Annotated in this window: 15 protein-coding genes, 1 tRNA gene, 1 pseudogene and 2 riboswitches; of the genes and pseudogenes, 8 read left to right on the top strand and 9 right to left on the bottom strand. The window is 46.7% G+C overall.

Features of this window, described 5'->3' with window-relative positions; translation table 11 throughout:
- Nucleotides 1–6 precede the first annotated feature (6 nt).
- The 4 genes from H70357_RS02330 to H70357_RS35620 form a co-directional block, all read right to left on the bottom strand.
- On the bottom strand, nucleotides 7–570 hold the full coding sequence (locus H70357_RS02330) for a Gx transporter family protein (RefSeq protein ID WP_038585320.1): 564 nt from the start codon (nucleotides 568–570) through the stop codon (nucleotides 7–9).
- Nucleotides 554–937 (bottom strand): NusG domain II-containing protein, encoded by a 384-nt coding sequence (locus tag H70357_RS02325; RefSeq protein WP_038585316.1) that lies wholly within the window; start codon nucleotides 935–937, stop codon nucleotides 554–556. Before H70357_RS02325 ends, H70357_RS02330 begins: the two co-directional genes overlap by 17 nt.
- Nucleotides 938–1,152: 215 nt before the next feature.
- Nucleotides 1,153–2,685, bottom strand: coding sequence for an HD domain-containing phosphohydrolase (locus H70357_RS02320; protein ID WP_052092416.1), 1,533 nt, complete (start codon nucleotides 2,683–2,685; stop codon nucleotides 1,153–1,155).
- A gap of 503 nt (nucleotides 2,686–3,188) precedes the next feature.
- Complete coding sequence (locus H70357_RS35620; RefSeq protein ID WP_197073646.1) at nucleotides 3,189–3,362, bottom strand: alpha/beta hydrolase; 174 nt, start codon at nucleotides 3,360–3,362, stop codon at nucleotides 3,189–3,191.
- Nucleotides 3,363–3,527: 165 nt separating this feature from the next.
- On the opposite strand from H70357_RS35620, the pseudogene H70357_RS37010 reads away from it, so the two are divergent.
- The 4 genes and pseudogenes from H70357_RS37010 to H70357_RS02300 form a co-directional block, all read left to right on the top strand.
- Nucleotides 3,528–3,656: pseudogene (locus tag H70357_RS37010) on the top strand (hypothetical protein); the annotation flags it as partial.
- 426 nt (nucleotides 3,657–4,082) lie between these two features.
- Nucleotides 4,083–4,604, top strand: coding sequence for a hypothetical protein (locus H70357_RS02310; RefSeq protein ID WP_038585310.1), 522 nt, complete (start codon nucleotides 4,083–4,085; stop codon nucleotides 4,602–4,604).
- Between the two features lie 27 nt (nucleotides 4,605–4,631).
- Nucleotides 4,632–5,189 (top strand): DUF4367 domain-containing protein, encoded by a 558-nt coding sequence (locus tag H70357_RS02305; protein WP_197073645.1) that lies wholly within the window; start codon nucleotides 4,632–4,634, stop codon nucleotides 5,187–5,189.
- Between the two features lie 67 nt (nucleotides 5,190–5,256).
- Nucleotides 5,257–5,805, top strand: a complete 549-nt coding sequence (locus H70357_RS02300) for a hypothetical protein (protein WP_038585307.1) — start codon at nucleotides 5,257–5,259, stop codon at nucleotides 5,803–5,805.
- A 204-nt stretch (nucleotides 5,806–6,009) separates the two neighbouring features.
- On the opposite strand, the gene H70357_RS02295 is transcribed toward H70357_RS02300, so the two are convergent.
- Together H70357_RS02295 and H70357_RS34920 are read right to left on the bottom strand one after the other, a co-directional pair.
- Nucleotides 6,010–6,951: an alpha/beta hydrolase gene (locus H70357_RS02295; protein WP_038585304.1), complete on the bottom strand. Its 942-nt coding sequence runs from the start codon at nucleotides 6,949–6,951 to the stop codon at nucleotides 6,010–6,012.
- A gap of 286 nt (nucleotides 6,952–7,237) precedes the next feature.
- Nucleotides 7,238–9,544 carry a collagen-binding domain-containing protein gene (locus H70357_RS34920; protein WP_081965653.1) on the bottom strand — a complete coding sequence of 769 codons (2,307 nt, stop codon included), beginning with the start codon at nucleotides 9,542–9,544 and terminating at the stop codon, nucleotides 7,238–7,240.
- Between the two features lie 83 nt (nucleotides 9,545–9,627).
- A riboswitch (cyclic di-GMP riboswitch) is annotated at nucleotides 9,628–9,717 on the bottom strand.
- 623 nt (nucleotides 9,718–10,340) lie between these two features.
- On the opposite strand from H70357_RS34920, the gene H70357_RS02280 reads away from it, so the two are divergent.
- Entirely contained in the window at nucleotides 10,341–10,754 is a 414-nt protein-coding gene (locus H70357_RS02280) for a YhjD family protein (protein ID WP_052091766.1), read from the top strand.
- 404 nt (nucleotides 10,755–11,158) lie between these two features.
- Here H70357_RS02280 and H70357_RS02275 read toward each other — a convergent pair whose 3' ends face one another.
- The gene (locus H70357_RS02275; RefSeq protein ID WP_038585300.1) at nucleotides 11,159–11,581 is read right to left on the bottom strand and encodes an ASCH domain-containing protein; all 423 of its coding nucleotides are present in this window, start codon (nucleotides 11,579–11,581) and stop codon (nucleotides 11,159–11,161) included.
- Between the two features lie 599 nt (nucleotides 11,582–12,180).
- Between H70357_RS02275 and H70357_RS02270 the strand changes: the two genes are divergently transcribed.
- The 3 genes from H70357_RS02270 to H70357_RS37005 all read left to right on the top strand — a co-directional run bounded on the left by H70357_RS02270 (nucleotide 12,181) and on the right by H70357_RS37005 (nucleotide 13,515).
- The gene (locus H70357_RS02270; protein WP_038585298.1) at nucleotides 12,181–12,468 is read left to right on the top strand and encodes a hypothetical protein; all 288 of its coding nucleotides are present in this window, start codon (nucleotides 12,181–12,183) and stop codon (nucleotides 12,466–12,468) included.
- A 290-nt stretch (nucleotides 12,469–12,758) separates the two neighbouring features.
- Nucleotides 12,759–13,190: a hypothetical protein gene (locus H70357_RS02265; RefSeq protein WP_038585295.1), complete on the top strand. Its 432-nt coding sequence runs from the start codon at nucleotides 12,759–12,761 to the stop codon at nucleotides 13,188–13,190.
- A gap of 25 nt (nucleotides 13,191–13,215) precedes the next feature.
- Entirely contained in the window at nucleotides 13,216–13,515 is a 300-nt protein-coding gene (locus tag H70357_RS37005; protein WP_038585293.1) for a DUF3888 domain-containing protein, read from the top strand.
- 238 nt (nucleotides 13,516–13,753) lie between these two features.
- Here the strand turns inward: H70357_RS37005 and H70357_RS02255 are convergent.
- Nucleotides 13,754–13,825: transfer RNA gene (locus tag H70357_RS02255), tRNA-Thr, on the bottom strand.
- Between the two features lie 81 nt (nucleotides 13,826–13,906).
- Nucleotides 13,907–14,215: an MTH1187 family thiamine-binding protein gene (locus tag H70357_RS02250; protein ID WP_038585290.1), complete on the bottom strand. Its 309-nt coding sequence runs from the start codon at nucleotides 14,213–14,215 to the stop codon at nucleotides 13,907–13,909.
- Nucleotides 14,216–14,647: 432 nt separating this feature from the next.
- A riboswitch (cobalamin riboswitch) is annotated at nucleotides 14,648–14,879 on the top strand.
- Nucleotides 14,880–14,997: the final 118 nt, after the last annotated feature.

Raw genomic sequence — 14,997 nt, 5'->3', positions numbered from 1 at the left:
TCCCAGCTAGTGACCCGTTCCGCCCAAGAACTCTTCAAACAGCGATATTTTGGATAACGAGGCTACCACATAACGCACCGCGAAACCGACGACAATCCCTGTTACCACTCCGGTAATCAGCAGCATCGGAAAGTAGTAGAACGTGCTCGATGATTTCAACACTATGGAAGCGGCGAGCAGCTGCCCTGTGTTGTGGGCCAGTCCGCCGGCAATACTGATCCCAATGACACTGAGTCTTTTCCCGCCAAACCGGACGAGCAGGTACATGACTACAAAGCTGAACAAAGAGCCAAATAAGCTGAACAGCAGACTTGAGAAGGTACCCAGCAAAAATGCGGTAAGCAAGGTCTTGAGGATTACAAGTACAAATGCGTCACGTGCGCGCAAAAAATAAATGCAGGTCAAAATCATAATGTTGGCAAATCCCAGCTTGGCACCGGGCATCAGCCCCATCCCTGCGAGTGGAATCTGGGCTTCCATAATACTTAGCACAACCGCCACTGCGGCAAAGAGCGCTACAATCACCGTTCTTTTCAGGGCCGTTGAAGATTCACTACTGGACATAGGCATCTATTTCATCTCCTCCCGACGCGCCTGCAATTTCTACTAATACCCTGTGCGGCAAACAGACGATCGTCTGCTTGGGCAAGGTAATAAACCCAAAACCTAGACATACCTTGTCGGGACAGTCGGCGTCATACATTTCAATACCATAATCATGCACTTTTAAAATGTTATACCCGCGATCGGTACGGACTTCTACCGTTTGATCTTCCTCTGTAAGCTGAACCGTCTTGAACAGCTTGCCGTCCACCATTATATTGGCCACAAGATTTTTCCCCGGGCCGCCTTTATCGTCTGAAAACCACCTCGGTGCAAGAAAAGCGAGAGCGGCAATGAGCACGATGGAAACCAGCAGCACATCTGCGCGTTTCATAAAATTCTCCCTTATTTTTTAATTAAAATCCAGACTTAATAATTATAACGGTCTACCCTCAATCCTTCAATGAATGTAGTCGTTAATTGTCGGTTTTAAAGACCAGTTCACAAAATAGGCACGCAACGAGAAGCGGATACCTCCATAAATTGGATGGTATCCGCTTCCGCAAGAAATATTAGGATAAACAGCAAGCAACACCCTGCCAGCCCGTTTCACCCCGCCCTTCCGGGAACATCCGTTTCTTCTGAACTTGCCGACTTCCCGAAGTATGCCAGGAATAACCCGGCGATTTCAGGATCCCACTGGCTTCCTCTGCCCTGTTCCAGAATAGCCAGCGCCCGCTCATGATCCATCCCTTTCCGGTAGGGGCGGTCCGATGTCATAGCGTCGTAGGCATCGGCTACAGCAATGATTCTGCCATGCAGCGGGATGGACGTTCCGACAAGGCCATCCGGATAACCTTTGCCGTCGTAACGCTCATGATGTGAGCGGACTCCACTTATGTAGGGCGCCATCTTCTCCACAGGCTCAATCTGCCGCAAAATATTTTCCCCAAGCACCGGATGGCTCTTAATCTGATCAAATTCCTCATCTGTAAGATTTCCCTCTTTAAACAGGACATTGTCGGGCACACCGATTTTGCCGATATCATGCAGCAGAGCTGATTTCCGCAGGTCATCGAGCCTTTGGCCCGTCAGCCCCGCCAATTGTCCAATAATGACCGAGTACTCCGCCACCCGCAGTGAATGTCCCGCAGTATAGGAATCACGCGCATCCAGAGCTACGGCAAGCGTGGTGAAGTAGCTGTCCAGAAGCTGTCTGTTCTGCTGTTCCCGGGCCTGAAGCCCCCGCACCATCATATTAAACCCGGCCACCAGCTTGGAAAATTCATCGGAATATTCATCCTGCACCTGCAAGAGGCGCCCGTCCTTGACGTTATTCATTGCCTTGTATAGTTCATTGATCGGGTGTTGAACGCTGTTAGTCAGGAGCCAGGCGGCAATGGAGGAGAATAATATACCTACCATCAGCACCATCCCTGCCCAAGCCCAATAACTCTGCAAGCCGGCAAGCGAACTGCTGTTGAGGCTGTCCATGCGGATATGTGTTGCCATGATGAAAAGAAACAGCGGAAACGTCCCGATCAGCATGCAGCTGATCAGAAATTTTGGGCGGATGGCTACAAATACATGCCCTTCCAGCGAGAAATCCACATTATACATATCCAAAGCCCGGTTTCTGAATTCTTTAATTAGCGGAACAATGGCCGAGCAGGTCAGGAAAAATTCGATCAGCGCATGCATGCACGCCACCAGAGTCGCCCCGACCATGGCCAGCAGCAGATAGAAATAAGGGAGGTTGATTAATCCGGTGTGAATCATCCAGAAGGTCATTAGGGCCGCCGGCAAGGATAACCCGAGAAGATGCGGGCCTAGAATCCGCTGTACTGCATTTCTGGGCATTCGATGGGTATAGAGATAAGCTTCCTCCAGCATGGCCAGCGTAGGCCGCTGTTCTTTCATTGCAGTCCGTATCGGTTTGAGTTGATTCATGAACACACTGACTTCCGTGATTGCCATAATTGAAAAAGAGAGCAGCAATACGATTAGCAGGCGGGAATACTCCACCGCACTTATCTCCAGCGAAGAGAGCAGCAACAGGCTTCCCACCGCCAGCACGGCAATCACGGAGCCAAAAAAATAATTTCTGATTTGCTTCTTCAAAAACACCCCGTATATATTCATCTGTTCCCCCATTTCCAGCCTTACCCTGCTGCTTATGTTCTACTTGCATTACTATATACTCCGTGATATAATAAAGTAATATTTGTTTTCGTGTATATACATCCCCATCAAGAAGATGTCAGGCCGATTGGTTACTTTCTATTTATTATCGGCATTTTGGACACAAAATCTTACGTTTTCTTGCATGACTCTTCCTTTTTATGAGACTAAATTCGAACATAGCATTCCGATTCACACTGGCGCGGCCACGGAGCCGCAAGGACAAAAGAGAGGTAGGGCTTTTGTCGTTTTGGAAGGATTATTCTCGCCATACGGCTGCTGGAAATAACAGGGAATTACGACACCCGTTTCGCTCACAAACGGCGGGGGATTAAATATACGAGAAGATATGGACGTACCGTTCCCCGTTGCAAGGAACGCCGCCATATGTGGAACATATAAGCGCCCGATATCCGCAGCTTGCGGAGATCGGGCGCGTCTACTTTCTAGGGGTTTATCCGGAACTAATGTACATAACGGGCAACAAACTGGCTTACTTTGCCGATGTATCCGGCCTTATCCGTGTCATACGCAAGTCCATGCCCTGCGCCATGAACCACGAATTTCTCTTTTGGGCTGTTACATGCCTCATACAGCTCATTCCTCATGTGGAAAGGCACGAATAAATTTGTCTGCATCGCCGTGAGACGCTGCCAGGGTTGTCCGTGCAGTTAGTACCTCTGGCGCATAAATTATAAGAAGGAAGTCGTTGTCCAACGTCGTTCAGTTCGAAAAGCTGCTTAATTCTCCTGGAGCTCGTATAATATGCCCGGTAAAAAGGAGCTGACGATGAAGAATTCGCCCAGGTCGCTGAGGTTAGCCTTACATCGATCGTTTACATTGAACGAAATGAAATCTCTGCTTCTTTTCCGACTTTAAGAAGGCTCTCCGAGATTCTGGGAGAAAAGCATTTCCTACTTAGGGTGCTTTGAACAAATGCCTGAAGAAACCTTAGGACTAAGAATAAAAAAAGCATCTTCTTCAATTAATAAGTCTTATGTCAAAAAGTTTATTGATATCCTTAATTGAACCCCCGATTCAAGGCGCCTTAGTTTTTTACATTTTACTACTTCCACAAGTGAATTTGTGTAAAATATATACCAATTCACATATTATTAAAATTCAATTTGCAATAATATATTTTACAAAAAAATGTTATTTTTCCTACAAAAAATAGAATTTTGTCGAAAAGAAAGGGCTTTAGACCCTGTAAAGCTTCCGAAGAATCGACATATTTTTCCTATACTTGTGATATACTAGAAATAGTAAAACTTAACAAATATATAATAATAGAGGTGATTATCAAGAAAATAGGAAATTCATGTTTTTTTAAAATTAAAAATTGGAGGTAAATTAGCATGATGAAAACAATTAGAAATGAGTTTAAAATGAAAAATTTAGTTGCATATATGCTTGCCTTTTTAACAACTTTTCTAATAGCAGGAATTTTTTATTCAACTAATGCATATGCTGATCTACAAAGTATTTTTTATCCTAATTCCACAAAAAAAGCTTATGGGGATGCACTCAATGGCTCAGGTTACCCTAACTTAGCTTATTCATATTGGAGGTCAGAAACAGCGCAAGGAAATAGCAATACACCCACTACGTTGAGATTTTTCAATGTAACAACAAGTAATGGAGCCAGCAATCCAACTGGAGCTCAATTTGGACTTTATAAAATTGTAGATTTAAGGGAAAAGAGATTCTTAGACTGGTATACACGAACTATTAATGGCACACAGATTTCTGTAAATATGGATTATACAGCAAACATGGGGAGCCTCTATACAGAGATGACAGTTTATGCTGATCCATCGGGTCTTGATGGTGCTCAGATGAATGTTCGATATGATAGATTTGCTTATACAACTAATTAATAAAATTAAAAGGAGTTGTTTATGCTTATGATTATTAAGAGATATTTAATTACTCTGATTTCACTTCTCGTACTTACAACAGCATTTGGAACAGTCTTAGCATCTCCTGAAACTACCCCAGATAATAATCCTGTATCAGGTGGGCATGGAATTATTTCATCTGCCGAAACAATTGATCTAAAAGAGGCTGAAACACTTATGGATAATATTGATCTTCATTTGCCATCAGTTCTGCCTGATAACTTCAAACAAGAAAGTGTTATTTATAACACACCACCAGAAAAAATCAGTAAATCACTTCGAAATCTAAATGAAGATTCCGTTAAAGAAGTTACCATACGTTATAGAGATCAAACTGAACCAAGTAATTGGATAGATTACACTACAAAAAAAATGGAGATTGATCTTGTTGATGAAAATGTAAAACAAATTGAAATTAATGGAGTACTGGGACAATATTTAGAAAGCAAAGAAAAAGGCATTAAGGTATTTAATTGGCACTTTAAGGGAGCAAGTCATTTTGTAATTGCAAAATCAGGGATTGATGAGTCACAACTTTGGGATTTTGTAAATTCAATTAAATAAGTTTAAGATTTTATCAGGACCTCGATAAAGGTCCTGATAAAATCTTTATTGACTCTAAGGAGGGCATATGATTAAAAAAAGCAAAACAATAGCATTCATTTTTTTGGTACTTACACTGGCTTCAATTTTAGGATGTTCCTCATCTGGAGATGCTGATCTCGCGAAAGCTAACGAAAAAGTTAAGAAACTTAGTCCTCTCACCGAAACACCCAAAATTGCTGATTTGGATATTAAGGAAATAATTGTTAAAAAAGGATTGGAAACCGATAAACTCCCTCAAAATACAGTTATACTAACTTACACCGACAATAAGGGTGAAAAAGAGAACGCAGAAGCCTATGATAAAAGCATTGAGTTGCTTTATGGTCCATATGAGGGCGACAAAGTAGCTACACTTTCTGTAAGCGACATTGAAGTAGAATTTGCTAATAACATGAACACAAAAACTGTAAATGGTCTCGAGCTTCTCTATACAGAAATTAATGATTCATTATTAATTTACGCTCGTCATAATGGGCTCTCGTACACTTATGAAGCTCAAATAACAAATAAATACACCAAAGACAAACAATTCGAATTATTCTCAAAAGCAATCACTTACAATGAAACTGATTAGAACATCTTTTTATCAATATACTCCCCTCATTCTTAAAAGTATCATCTTTCTACCGTAAAGTACAAAGCGATAGAGAGATGATACTTTAATGATCATGTGAATACATTGCGCAATACATTAACAGGTACATAACTAATACACTCGATCGACTCAGGGATTAAACACACCCGAACGTAGGCGCGTCTACTTTCCGGGGTTATTGGACTACTTCACGTACCGGTTAACAAACTCACTTACCTTGCTGACATATCCCGCCTTATCCGTATCATAAGAAAGCCCATGCCCTGCGTCATGCACTACAAACTTGTCCTTGGGGCTGCGGCATGCCTGGTACACTTTGTCCATCATGGCATAGGGTACGAACTTATCGGCATCACCATGGATGAACAGGATCGGCACCCGTGCCTTACGCACCTGCTTCAGCGCTGATGCCTCACCGAAGAAATAGCCTGCTTTCAGCCGGGTAATCAGACTGGCAATCTGCACGAAGGGAAAGCTTGGCAGATGATACATCCGCCAGAGCTGATAAGAGAGCTGTGCTTTGACCGAACTATACCCGCAGTCGGCAACAACCGCCTTCACCTGCGGCGGAAGCTCTTCACCCGCAGTCATCATCACCGTTGCTCCGCCCATAGACACCCCATGCAGCACAATCTGCGCCTGCAGCCCATTCTCTTCAATGATGTATTCGATCCATTTTACATAATCCCGGCGTTCGGGCCAGCCAAATCCTATGTAATTGCCTGTGCTTTCACCATGTCCCCTGGCATCGGGAATCAGCACATTATAGCCCAGGTTTTCATAATAAATCTTGGCGTAGGCCCCCATATCCTTTGCTTTGCCGGAATAGCCGTGGGCAACGATTGCTGTACGTCCGGCTGCCCGCTCTGACGGCAGATAATAACCCCGCAGCTTCAGTCCATCCTCTGAGCTCATGTCGACATTCCGGAAGCTCTGCCGGGCGATCCACTCCGCCCCTTCTCCCCAGGATGCTCCAGCCACCGGCGGATCTACCTTCAGCGCAGGTGAATTCGCCAAAAACTCCTTAGGCGCCCGATGGATCGCCACTCCATAGAAAAAGAAACCCGCATAGGTCAATCCTCCGGCAATGACGATAATAATCGCCAGTATAATTACACTCCACATGAATATTCTCACCTTTCCTTCTCGTAGCTGTGGGATACTCCAGTCACAATCATGCGGGCTCCGCAATGATTTCTGCATAGTATAACATGGTAGCCTCGCCTGCGAGAAATGTACATATAACAGATGGATTGAAATCTAAAGCATTGTTGTATAATAACCCTCAAAACTTAGGAAACACCCTATAAAAAGGCCGCTTCCGGGATTTTCTCTCCCGTAAGCGGCCTGAATTATGTTTAGAACATGGCGTCTGGACTGTTATTGGCCCGAGTGTGATTCAATGAAAGCCTCAGCGTTTTCGTCTGCTGGTTCTTGCCGTTCTGCTCAGCAGCAGACCTACTCCGGCAATAGCGAGACCGGTAATATAATAAGGTGCCGGGCTGGCTTCACCCGTCTGCGGCAGACTCTCGGCTGGATCCACTGGCCCCAGCGGAATTTCTTCATCAAGAACAATCTCTTCATCCGGTACCGGAGCAGGTACTGGATCAGTCGCTGGAGTAGTCTCCGGCGTTGGCTGCACAGGCGAAGGTGTGGTCACAGGGCCCAAAGGCAGCGGATCCTCATCAATCGTAATCTCCTGATCGTCATTCGTACCAATCACCGTTGGTGTCGGCGCTGGCGTCGGGTCTACTGTTGGCGCTACACTCGTCGGTGCTGGTGTCGGGTCTACCGTTGGCACTACACTTGTCGGCGCTGGCGTCGGGTCTACCGTTGGCGTTACGCTTGTCGGCGCTGGCGTTGGTTCTACCGTTGGCGCTACACTCGTCGGCGCTGGCGTTGGTTCTACCGTTGGCGCTACACTCGTCGGTGCTGGCGTCGGGTCTACCGTTGGCGTTACGCTTGTCGGCGCTGGCGTTGGTTCTACCGTTGGCACTGGTGTCGGCACTGGTGTCGGCACTGGTGTCGCCGTTGGTACCGGTGTTGGCGCTGGTGTTGGTGTCGGTACCGGCGTTGGTGTCGGTGTTGGCACCGGTGTCGGTGTCGGCGTCGGTACCGGCGTTGGTGTCGGTGTTGGCACCGGTGTCGGTGTTGGCGTTGGTGTCGGTGTCGGTGTTGGTGTCGGTGTTGGCACCGGTGTTGGTACCGGCGTTGGTGTTGGCACCGGTGTTGGCGTTGGTGTCGGCGTTGGCGTTGGTGTCGGTACCGGTGTTGGTGTTGGCACCGGTGTTGGCGTTGATGTCGGCGTTGGTGTCGGTACCGGTGTTGGCGTCGGTGTCGGCACCGGTGTTGGTGTTGGCACCGGTGTTGGCGTTGGTGTCGGCACCGGTGTTGGCGTTGGTGTCGGCACCGGTGTTGGCGTCGGTGTCGGCACCGGTGTTGGCGTTGGTGTCGGCGTCGGTGTTGGTGTTGGCGTCGCCGTTGGCACCGGCGTTGGTGTCGGCGTCGGTACCGGCGTTGGTGTTGGTGTCGGCGTCGGTATTGGCGTTGGTGTCGGTGTTGGCGTCGCCGTCGGTGTTGGCGTTGCTGTTGGTGTTGGTGTCGGTGTCGGTGTCGGTGTCGGTGTTGGCGTTGGTGTCGGTGTTGGCGTCGCCGTTGGTGTCGGCGTCGGTACCGGCGTTGGTGTTGGTGTTGGTGTTGGCGTCGCCGTTGGTGTTGGTGTCGGCGTCGGTGTCGGTGTCGGTGTTGGCGTCGCCGTTGGTGTCGGTGTCGGCGTTGGTGTTGGCGTCGCCGTTGGTGTCGGCGTTGGTGTCGCCGTTGGTGTCGGTGTCGGCGTCGGTGTTGGCGTCGCCGTCGGCGTTGGTGTCGGCGTCGGCCCGACTGGCGGCACCGTTCCCTCAAAGGTATGATGATGCATCTGAATATAACCGCTGAATCCTTTTGCAATAAGGGTACCATGCAGCTCAGCTCGGCTGAATGCCACAAAGGCATGAGGCGCTAACATGGTTCCTTCAATGGTTGTGTTGCCATTTGCTACAGAAGAAGCTTCGTAGAAGTTGAACAGCACATTGTGAGGTTTGCCGTTCCACATTTGAAAATCCGGAATGACGACCTTATTCCCGCTTACATTGATAATTACCGTGGCATTTCCTGCAATGTTGAACTGGAGACCGTTGGTAACCGCCAAATCCGCAGCAGTCAAATGAATGACATTAAAGGAATCCGGAGCGTTAATCGTCATTTTCCCTCCATCTCTGACAAAGGGCTGCGTTTGTTTCAGAGCAGCTAGTTCACTCGAACGCTGAATCAAAAATTGCTCCTCAGCTTGAAAATCGATCGGATGATCCTGCCGCGTACCTCCTTTAAGATCAGCTCCTGAACTTTTCATGCTGCCTCCATACACAGAGGTGCCATAAACTGTTCCATTTGAAAAGTCGATGTTTTTGCCGGCGATAAGCACATCTCCGCCTACAGCATCCTTGGATACGCCATATCCTTGAAGAGTAATGTTCCCTGCAGCAGCAAGCCGTCCGTGGATCTGGTCATTGCTTTGCGCGAAATCTCCAAAGATAAAGGCGTTGAAATTCCCGGCGACTCCCAGCACCGGTGTTGGGGTGTACGGCATGCTTGCCGCCTCTGCATTGATCCCCGGATGAAGCATATTGCCGATGGTTAAAATCCCCGTCAGAATCAAGGCTAATGATTTTTTCTTCAACAACGATGTGCACCTCCTATGTAACTATTCTATGAATGCACAGATTAGCCCGTAACAACAAAAAGACCGCCAAGAAGGGTTAGCTTCATGGCGGCCGGACGATCATGGCACCTTTAGAGTGCTGTAGATTCCTGACTTTGCGTCCCGCTCTTTCGAACGGTTTGCGATTATACATGAGAAGTTGGTAACAGTTGTATTCTATGTAGTCTATGACTTTTGTTACTTTCGGACTAGAATCAGTCTATCTCTTCACCCCTCCGTTTGTCAATCTATTCCTTATTTTTTTTGATAGATTCTCTAAAAAAGTCCTCAATCCCGCATCACATAAGGGTTTCGTTGTATTTGCCGATCATATAAAACAAATTTTCAATATTAAAAATTAGTATATTCGAACCACTTTTCAACTTATGTCGAAACGGCAAAAAAACTGTCACCAGCTCTTGGCAGCAGTTTTTAGTCATTGTCAATTTACATAAGTCAGCGGGCAACAGCCGGACTTAGAATTTGTATATTTTATAACAGCTGAACCCAGCCGATCATGGACATCCATAGTGGAACACTTAGAAACAACCCGAACAACAACCCGCGGCGGAGACTTCCCTCATAATTCATCACAATTCTCCTTATCAATGAGCTTTATTTTTCAATATTTATTATTTCAATTTTAATATAAAATAATTCTTATAATTATTTTGTGAATTATGTCACATTGTTTCAGTTGTTTAGAAATTCCATTGATTAATTTTTGAATAATCGGTTAAAATACGAATATACGTTCTTATTAGAGGTGATTGAATTTATGCATAGAGCGGAGAGTAACGATAATACACTGGTCAAATCCTATATATTGCTTCCGCTGATTTTATCAGCCTTTGAACGGGATTCAGCCATTATGTCGACACAACTGCGGACCCCCGCCCCATACATGGATGTTCTCCGTACTGCTGCGAATGCGGCTACTGCCGATCTGAGGGATGTGCGCGCCGAAATGAGGAAACGCGGAATTAAGGTCTATGAACAGCAGCGGCTCCAGGTCGGCATCGAGGCCAAATTTATATGCCGGGGATATCATGAACGGATGCTGCTGCTGGATGACGTCATCGCTGCACAGGCCGCTATCCATATGCGCAAATACCTGGGACTCGATATCTCCGGCTACCACAGCTATGAGGAACAGTACAAAAACAAATCCGGCCCTCAAGCAAGCCTATAGCCTTTGGTGCGTTGAAGAATAAAAACAGGCCTCGCCATGGGAGTCGGCAAGACCTGTAAAGTACCCGCTATAAATTACATTAAAACCTTCCAATAACCCAATGTGCCGAAAATAACTACCAGCGCCACGGGATATAGAATTCTCCGGCTTACCTTATCCTTAAACGTAAGAAATAAACATAACATGCAAAGCCACGCAATAAGAAGACTGCCCATTTCCTATGCATACGCTCCTTCCTGAACACCTGATTGGCTCCGGCAGAGATAAGATACACAAAGCCCTATATTTAAAAAGATACCCGGACAGCATCCCATTCATACCTATATTTCACCGAACCGCCGGTACTGTCATAACATTTTCCGTCTATCCAGTTAGACTTGCCGGTCTGAAATTCCATAAGCGCTTCACCGCTTTCTTTGCAGAACAGGATGCTCCCAGAAGCCCAGTCGGCCTTTGGCCGGAATGTTGTCCTCAAGCGGAGTGACCCCCGTCAGTTCCCAGGCAAACCGTCCCTCCCTATAATCTCCAAAGATATATTCGCTGCCGTAGGGCCAGCCTTCTTCAGCCATACCAGCTGTAACTTCATAACAGTTTATCAGCGATCCTGTCGCTACAATCACTCCGGCAGGCAAATTGTCCGCTGTAAGACCATGACGGGCGAGCACCGATTGGAAAGGCTCCCGTAAGCATACTGCCTTATCAATCTTCAAACCGGCATGAATGGCGATTTCACCCCGGTAAGCCGTTCTCCAGGAACGGGTCTCGAATGATTTTTCACCAAGAGCAATGAGCGTCGCCCAAGGCTGCCGTATAGTCAGGCATCGCATAACATCCTGCCCCCTCTCTGCAACAAAGGAAAGGCGCAGCCCACCGGGAATCCGGAAAACCGCGCCGCATATAGTTTTTTTGAGATGCTGGTGAAGGAAATTGCCCCCGGCTTAAGCATTATGAGCGTAACCCACACCTATCTGTAAGGTTCAATTAGGTTCTGTATGATCTTTGCGGCGCTTCACTACTCATTATAAGGTTCAATAAGGTTTTGTAAAGTTCCTCTCGACGGTAGAAGAAATGGCAGATGGCTGGCTGCCTATTCCAAGGTTAAGGCCCCGGCTTTGCTTGATGCTGCAACTTTTTCCAAATCCAGAGATTCAAAAAGAATTGAACAGCGGCGATCTGGCTAAAGCAAGGTTAGCCGTCATTGGTTTGCCGCGGGTTCAATTTTACTATTCCACTGTGCATCCGGAAGGCCCTATGACTAGTTAAAGAATGGATACATGAGCCTTGTTTGGGAAGGTCAGATTATGAACATTCCCTCCTTAAGAATGTAATACATCAAATAATAATTAATGGGCATTCGCCGTCAACAATGTAGGTTATAGTCCATAGACTGTTGTCAGGATGTATTTATCAGAGGAGGTATTATTTTATGGAAGCAAATAATTATCAACAAGTCGCTTGGAGTTGCATGAATAAGTACGTTGGTGTAACTACTACGGATGGTCAGTCTCATGATGGGTTTATTGCCCATGTAGACCAGGATTTTGTTACTCTTGCTATTCCCACAAATGAGATGTTTCAGGGTATGCCCGCAAAAAACTCTACCTACAGACAATTCGGTTTCCATCCAGGTTTTTTCCCCAGACGCCGCTTTATCCAGAGACGGATTCCTTTTGGCGCCATTACTGGTTTGTTCTTACTCCCGTTTTTTATTTAATGACAGGAGGGAGGGAATTCCCCTCCCTTCGCCTTTGCCAGCCCCTCAAAATAACTGCCGCTGTATAACCGCTATCCCCCGCTGTGCAATTTCTACATATTGGCCCACTCTGGAATCCGTTTACTCATTCATCCTGACCGCCATAATCCCGCAGTTTCCAATGAGACAAGCTAGTGAAGGATGTATTACAACTCTTGGCGGCCAGCCGTCTCTAAATGATTGCCTCCCTGCGGACGAACTCTTCGGAATAGCTGCATACCATATCTCAAAAACTATGGGAGGCTAGATATATGACACGTTTACTCGATGCTCGGACTTCTCAAAACGCTAGCATTGCCGGCAGCATGAATGGCGCAGGATTGACAGCAAACCAAAATGTATTAATTGGCCAGATTGGATTAACCACTGCCGGATCTCAGGGCCCTATTAGGGTACAGTTCAATGGCGTCGCAACTTTTTTTGTGTTTTCAGGAGGATTTATCACGTTAAACCTGTTTGTGGTTAGGGGGAGTGCAGCTACCGATCCCATAGTTGCTTCAAACCGGCTTCAGTTAAATCCCGGTGCAACAACACCTACTAATTTGTTCCCGCTTTACTTAATAGGCTCTGACTACAATCCCGCTCCAGCAGATGAGATCATCTATTCCTTATTTGTGAACAGCACTGTAAACGTTAACCGTGTCGGACCTGAAAGTTTTAATGGGTGTGCTTATTCAGACTAGCGCTTAGCTCTTGAAGAAATTCTCAATGGTCACTTTACTGATGTGTAGCCTCTTACTGGCCCCTGGCGTCAGAGCCGATCCGGAAGAGAAGGAACAGTTATGCAAAGACGCTCTACTTACTGCACTAAACCCAGCGATCCAAAATGCAGTAAACGGATATTTTGGCTCTCCACGGCAATACGGACTGTATGATGCAGAGATCATAAAAATCGAACGTGTACAAAAGGGCGGGTTCTTGTTCAACGTAACTGTCAAGGTCAAAACTTTTGTGGGTCCGCATACCAACACAAGGATCAAAGATAAAAATCAACCAGGTACCCACTGATCCAGAGCCTCTTGCTCTGGGCTGGTGGGATGAGGACCCGGTTAAGGTCGATTCTTTTATAGAGGAAGTGGGCGTTAAAGATCTTGAACTGTATCCCGTAAAGCAACTTATAGAAGAGAAAAAGAAAAAACTTGAGACTAAATAATCAGATGAACATAATTCCTTTAATCAGAAACTGCAACAAAAAAGCGCAGCCTCCGAAATCCGGAAAACCGCGCCATGATTGAGTTGTTAAGGATGCTGGTGAAGGGAATTGAACCCCCGGCCTACGCATTACGAGTGCGTTGCTCTACCCCTGAGCTACACCAGCTTAAAGCATTTTTTCTGTCAAACAAAAAATATTATACAACTTCCAGCCAAAAACGCAACATTTTTTTACAACATCTGGGCTTCAATTCTCCTCCAGCTTGCGTTCAACGGACTGCAGCTTGCTGCGGCTTGTAGACGGCTTGTCGCGGCGGTCATCAATCTTCAGCGACGTGGATACCCGCTGCGCCCCGGCAGCGAAAGGTGACTCATGCAGCGCTTCTACGGCAGCGAGAATCCGCGGGATCGGCCCTTCGATAATCGTCCCCATGGATGTAAGCTCATAAGTGATCCCTTCCACTCCCCTGAGCACACGCTGCATATCGGCCACATAGCTGCTAAGGCTAGTGCTGCCTGTGCCGATCGGAATTACGGTTACTTCGCCAATAGCCATCCTGAATCCCTCCTTAATATGCTGTAAAGCAAAACCCTTTATGGAAACTTCCTCGTGGTAACTCATTCCGGACTATAAACCTGAAACTCCTGATATATGTCTCCGGCCTGTTCTTATTGTAGCAACTCCGCCGCACACCCACAAATCGCCGTGAAGATTGTTGCTCCATTTAACACCCTCCGTAACCTTCGCCTCCCCATATTTCTCCGTTAGGCACTCCAGTGTCACGCTCACTATATTTATGGATTCTTTGTGGCATCTTTTAAGACAATTTATGACTTTATCCAGACACTTTTTGCACCCAACTTGTGGATTACCTGTGGACTAACTGTGGATCATTTGTGAGTAAAACCGCAGAACCCGCTCCCCGCGCGGAGTTTCAAAAAATGGTTTACAAACACAACATATTGGGTTATTTTTATCTAACGACAACAAAATATAGTGGAAACAGGTGTTTCGCTCTTTCATAGGGAGCTGAAGCTTAATAGGGAAACGCGGTGCAAATCCGCTGTGGTCCCGCCACTGTAACCGGATGCCTGCAGGCTCTCTGAAGCCCGCGAAGCAGCGTCTACCGGCAATAGCCACTGAGGGGCGGTAAAGCTCTCGGGAAGGCGCCGGAAGATTCACCGGAAGCCAGGAGACCTGCCTGTTTCGCCGACACCATCATTCATGCCTGCGAGGACCAGGTGAGGTGTCCGCAATGCGGCCTGCACAAGCAGACATAGCCTTCCCGTGTTTTAAGGAGCCAAGGCTGCCGATACCTGAAGGCGATAAACCGTTAT

The sequence above is a fragment of the Paenibacillus sp. FSL H7-0357 genome (assembly GCF_000758525.1).
In the GTDB taxonomy this organism is placed as follows: Bacteria; Bacillota; Bacilli; order Paenibacillales; family Paenibacillaceae; genus Paenibacillus_AQ.
This window is presented reverse-complemented; position numbering and strand designations above follow the sequence as displayed.

Coding starts and splice junctions, on each gene's coding strand:
- H70357_RS02295 (WP_038585304.1), bottom strand. CDS start 6,951: ATGTGGAGTGTAATTATACTGGCGATTATTATCGTCATTGCCGGAGGA.
- H70357_RS37005 (WP_038585293.1), top strand. CDS start 13,216: ATGGTCACTTTACTGATGTGTAGCCTCTTACTGGCCCCTGGCGTCAGA.
- H70357_RS02310 (WP_038585310.1), top strand. CDS start 4,083: ATGATGAAAACAATTAGAAATGAGTTTAAAATGAAAAATTTAGTTGCA.
- H70357_RS02320 (WP_052092416.1), bottom strand. CDS start 2,685: ATGAATATATACGGGGTGTTTTTGAAGAAGCAAATCAGAAATTATTTT.
- H70357_RS02330 (WP_038585320.1), bottom strand. CDS start 570: ATGCCTATGTCCAGTAGTGAATCTTCAACGGCCCTGAAAAGAACGGTG.
- H70357_RS35620 (WP_197073646.1), bottom strand. CDS start 3,362: ATGCAGACAAATTTATTCGTGCCTTTCCACATGAGGAATGAGCTGTAT.
- H70357_RS02270 (WP_038585298.1), top strand. CDS start 12,181: ATGGAAGCAAATAATTATCAACAAGTCGCTTGGAGTTGCATGAATAAG.
- H70357_RS02280 (WP_052091766.1), top strand. CDS start 10,341: ATGCATAGAGCGGAGAGTAACGATAATACACTGGTCAAATCCTATATA.
- H70357_RS02305 (WP_197073645.1), top strand. CDS start 4,632: ATGATTATTAAGAGATATTTAATTACTCTGATTTCACTTCTCGTACTT.
- H70357_RS02300 (WP_038585307.1), top strand. CDS start 5,257: ATGATTAAAAAAAGCAAAACAATAGCATTCATTTTTTTGGTACTTACA.
- H70357_RS02250 (WP_038585290.1), bottom strand. CDS start 14,215: ATGGCTATTGGCGAAGTAACCGTAATTCCGATCGGCACAGGCAGCACT.
- H70357_RS02325 (WP_038585316.1), bottom strand. CDS start 937: ATGAAACGCGCAGATGTGCTGCTGGTTTCCATCGTGCTCATTGCCGCT.
- H70357_RS02265 (WP_038585295.1), top strand. CDS start 12,759: ATGACACGTTTACTCGATGCTCGGACTTCTCAAAACGCTAGCATTGCC.
- H70357_RS02275 (WP_038585300.1), bottom strand. CDS start 11,581: ATGCGATGCCTGACTATACGGCAGCCTTGGGCGACGCTCATTGCTCTT.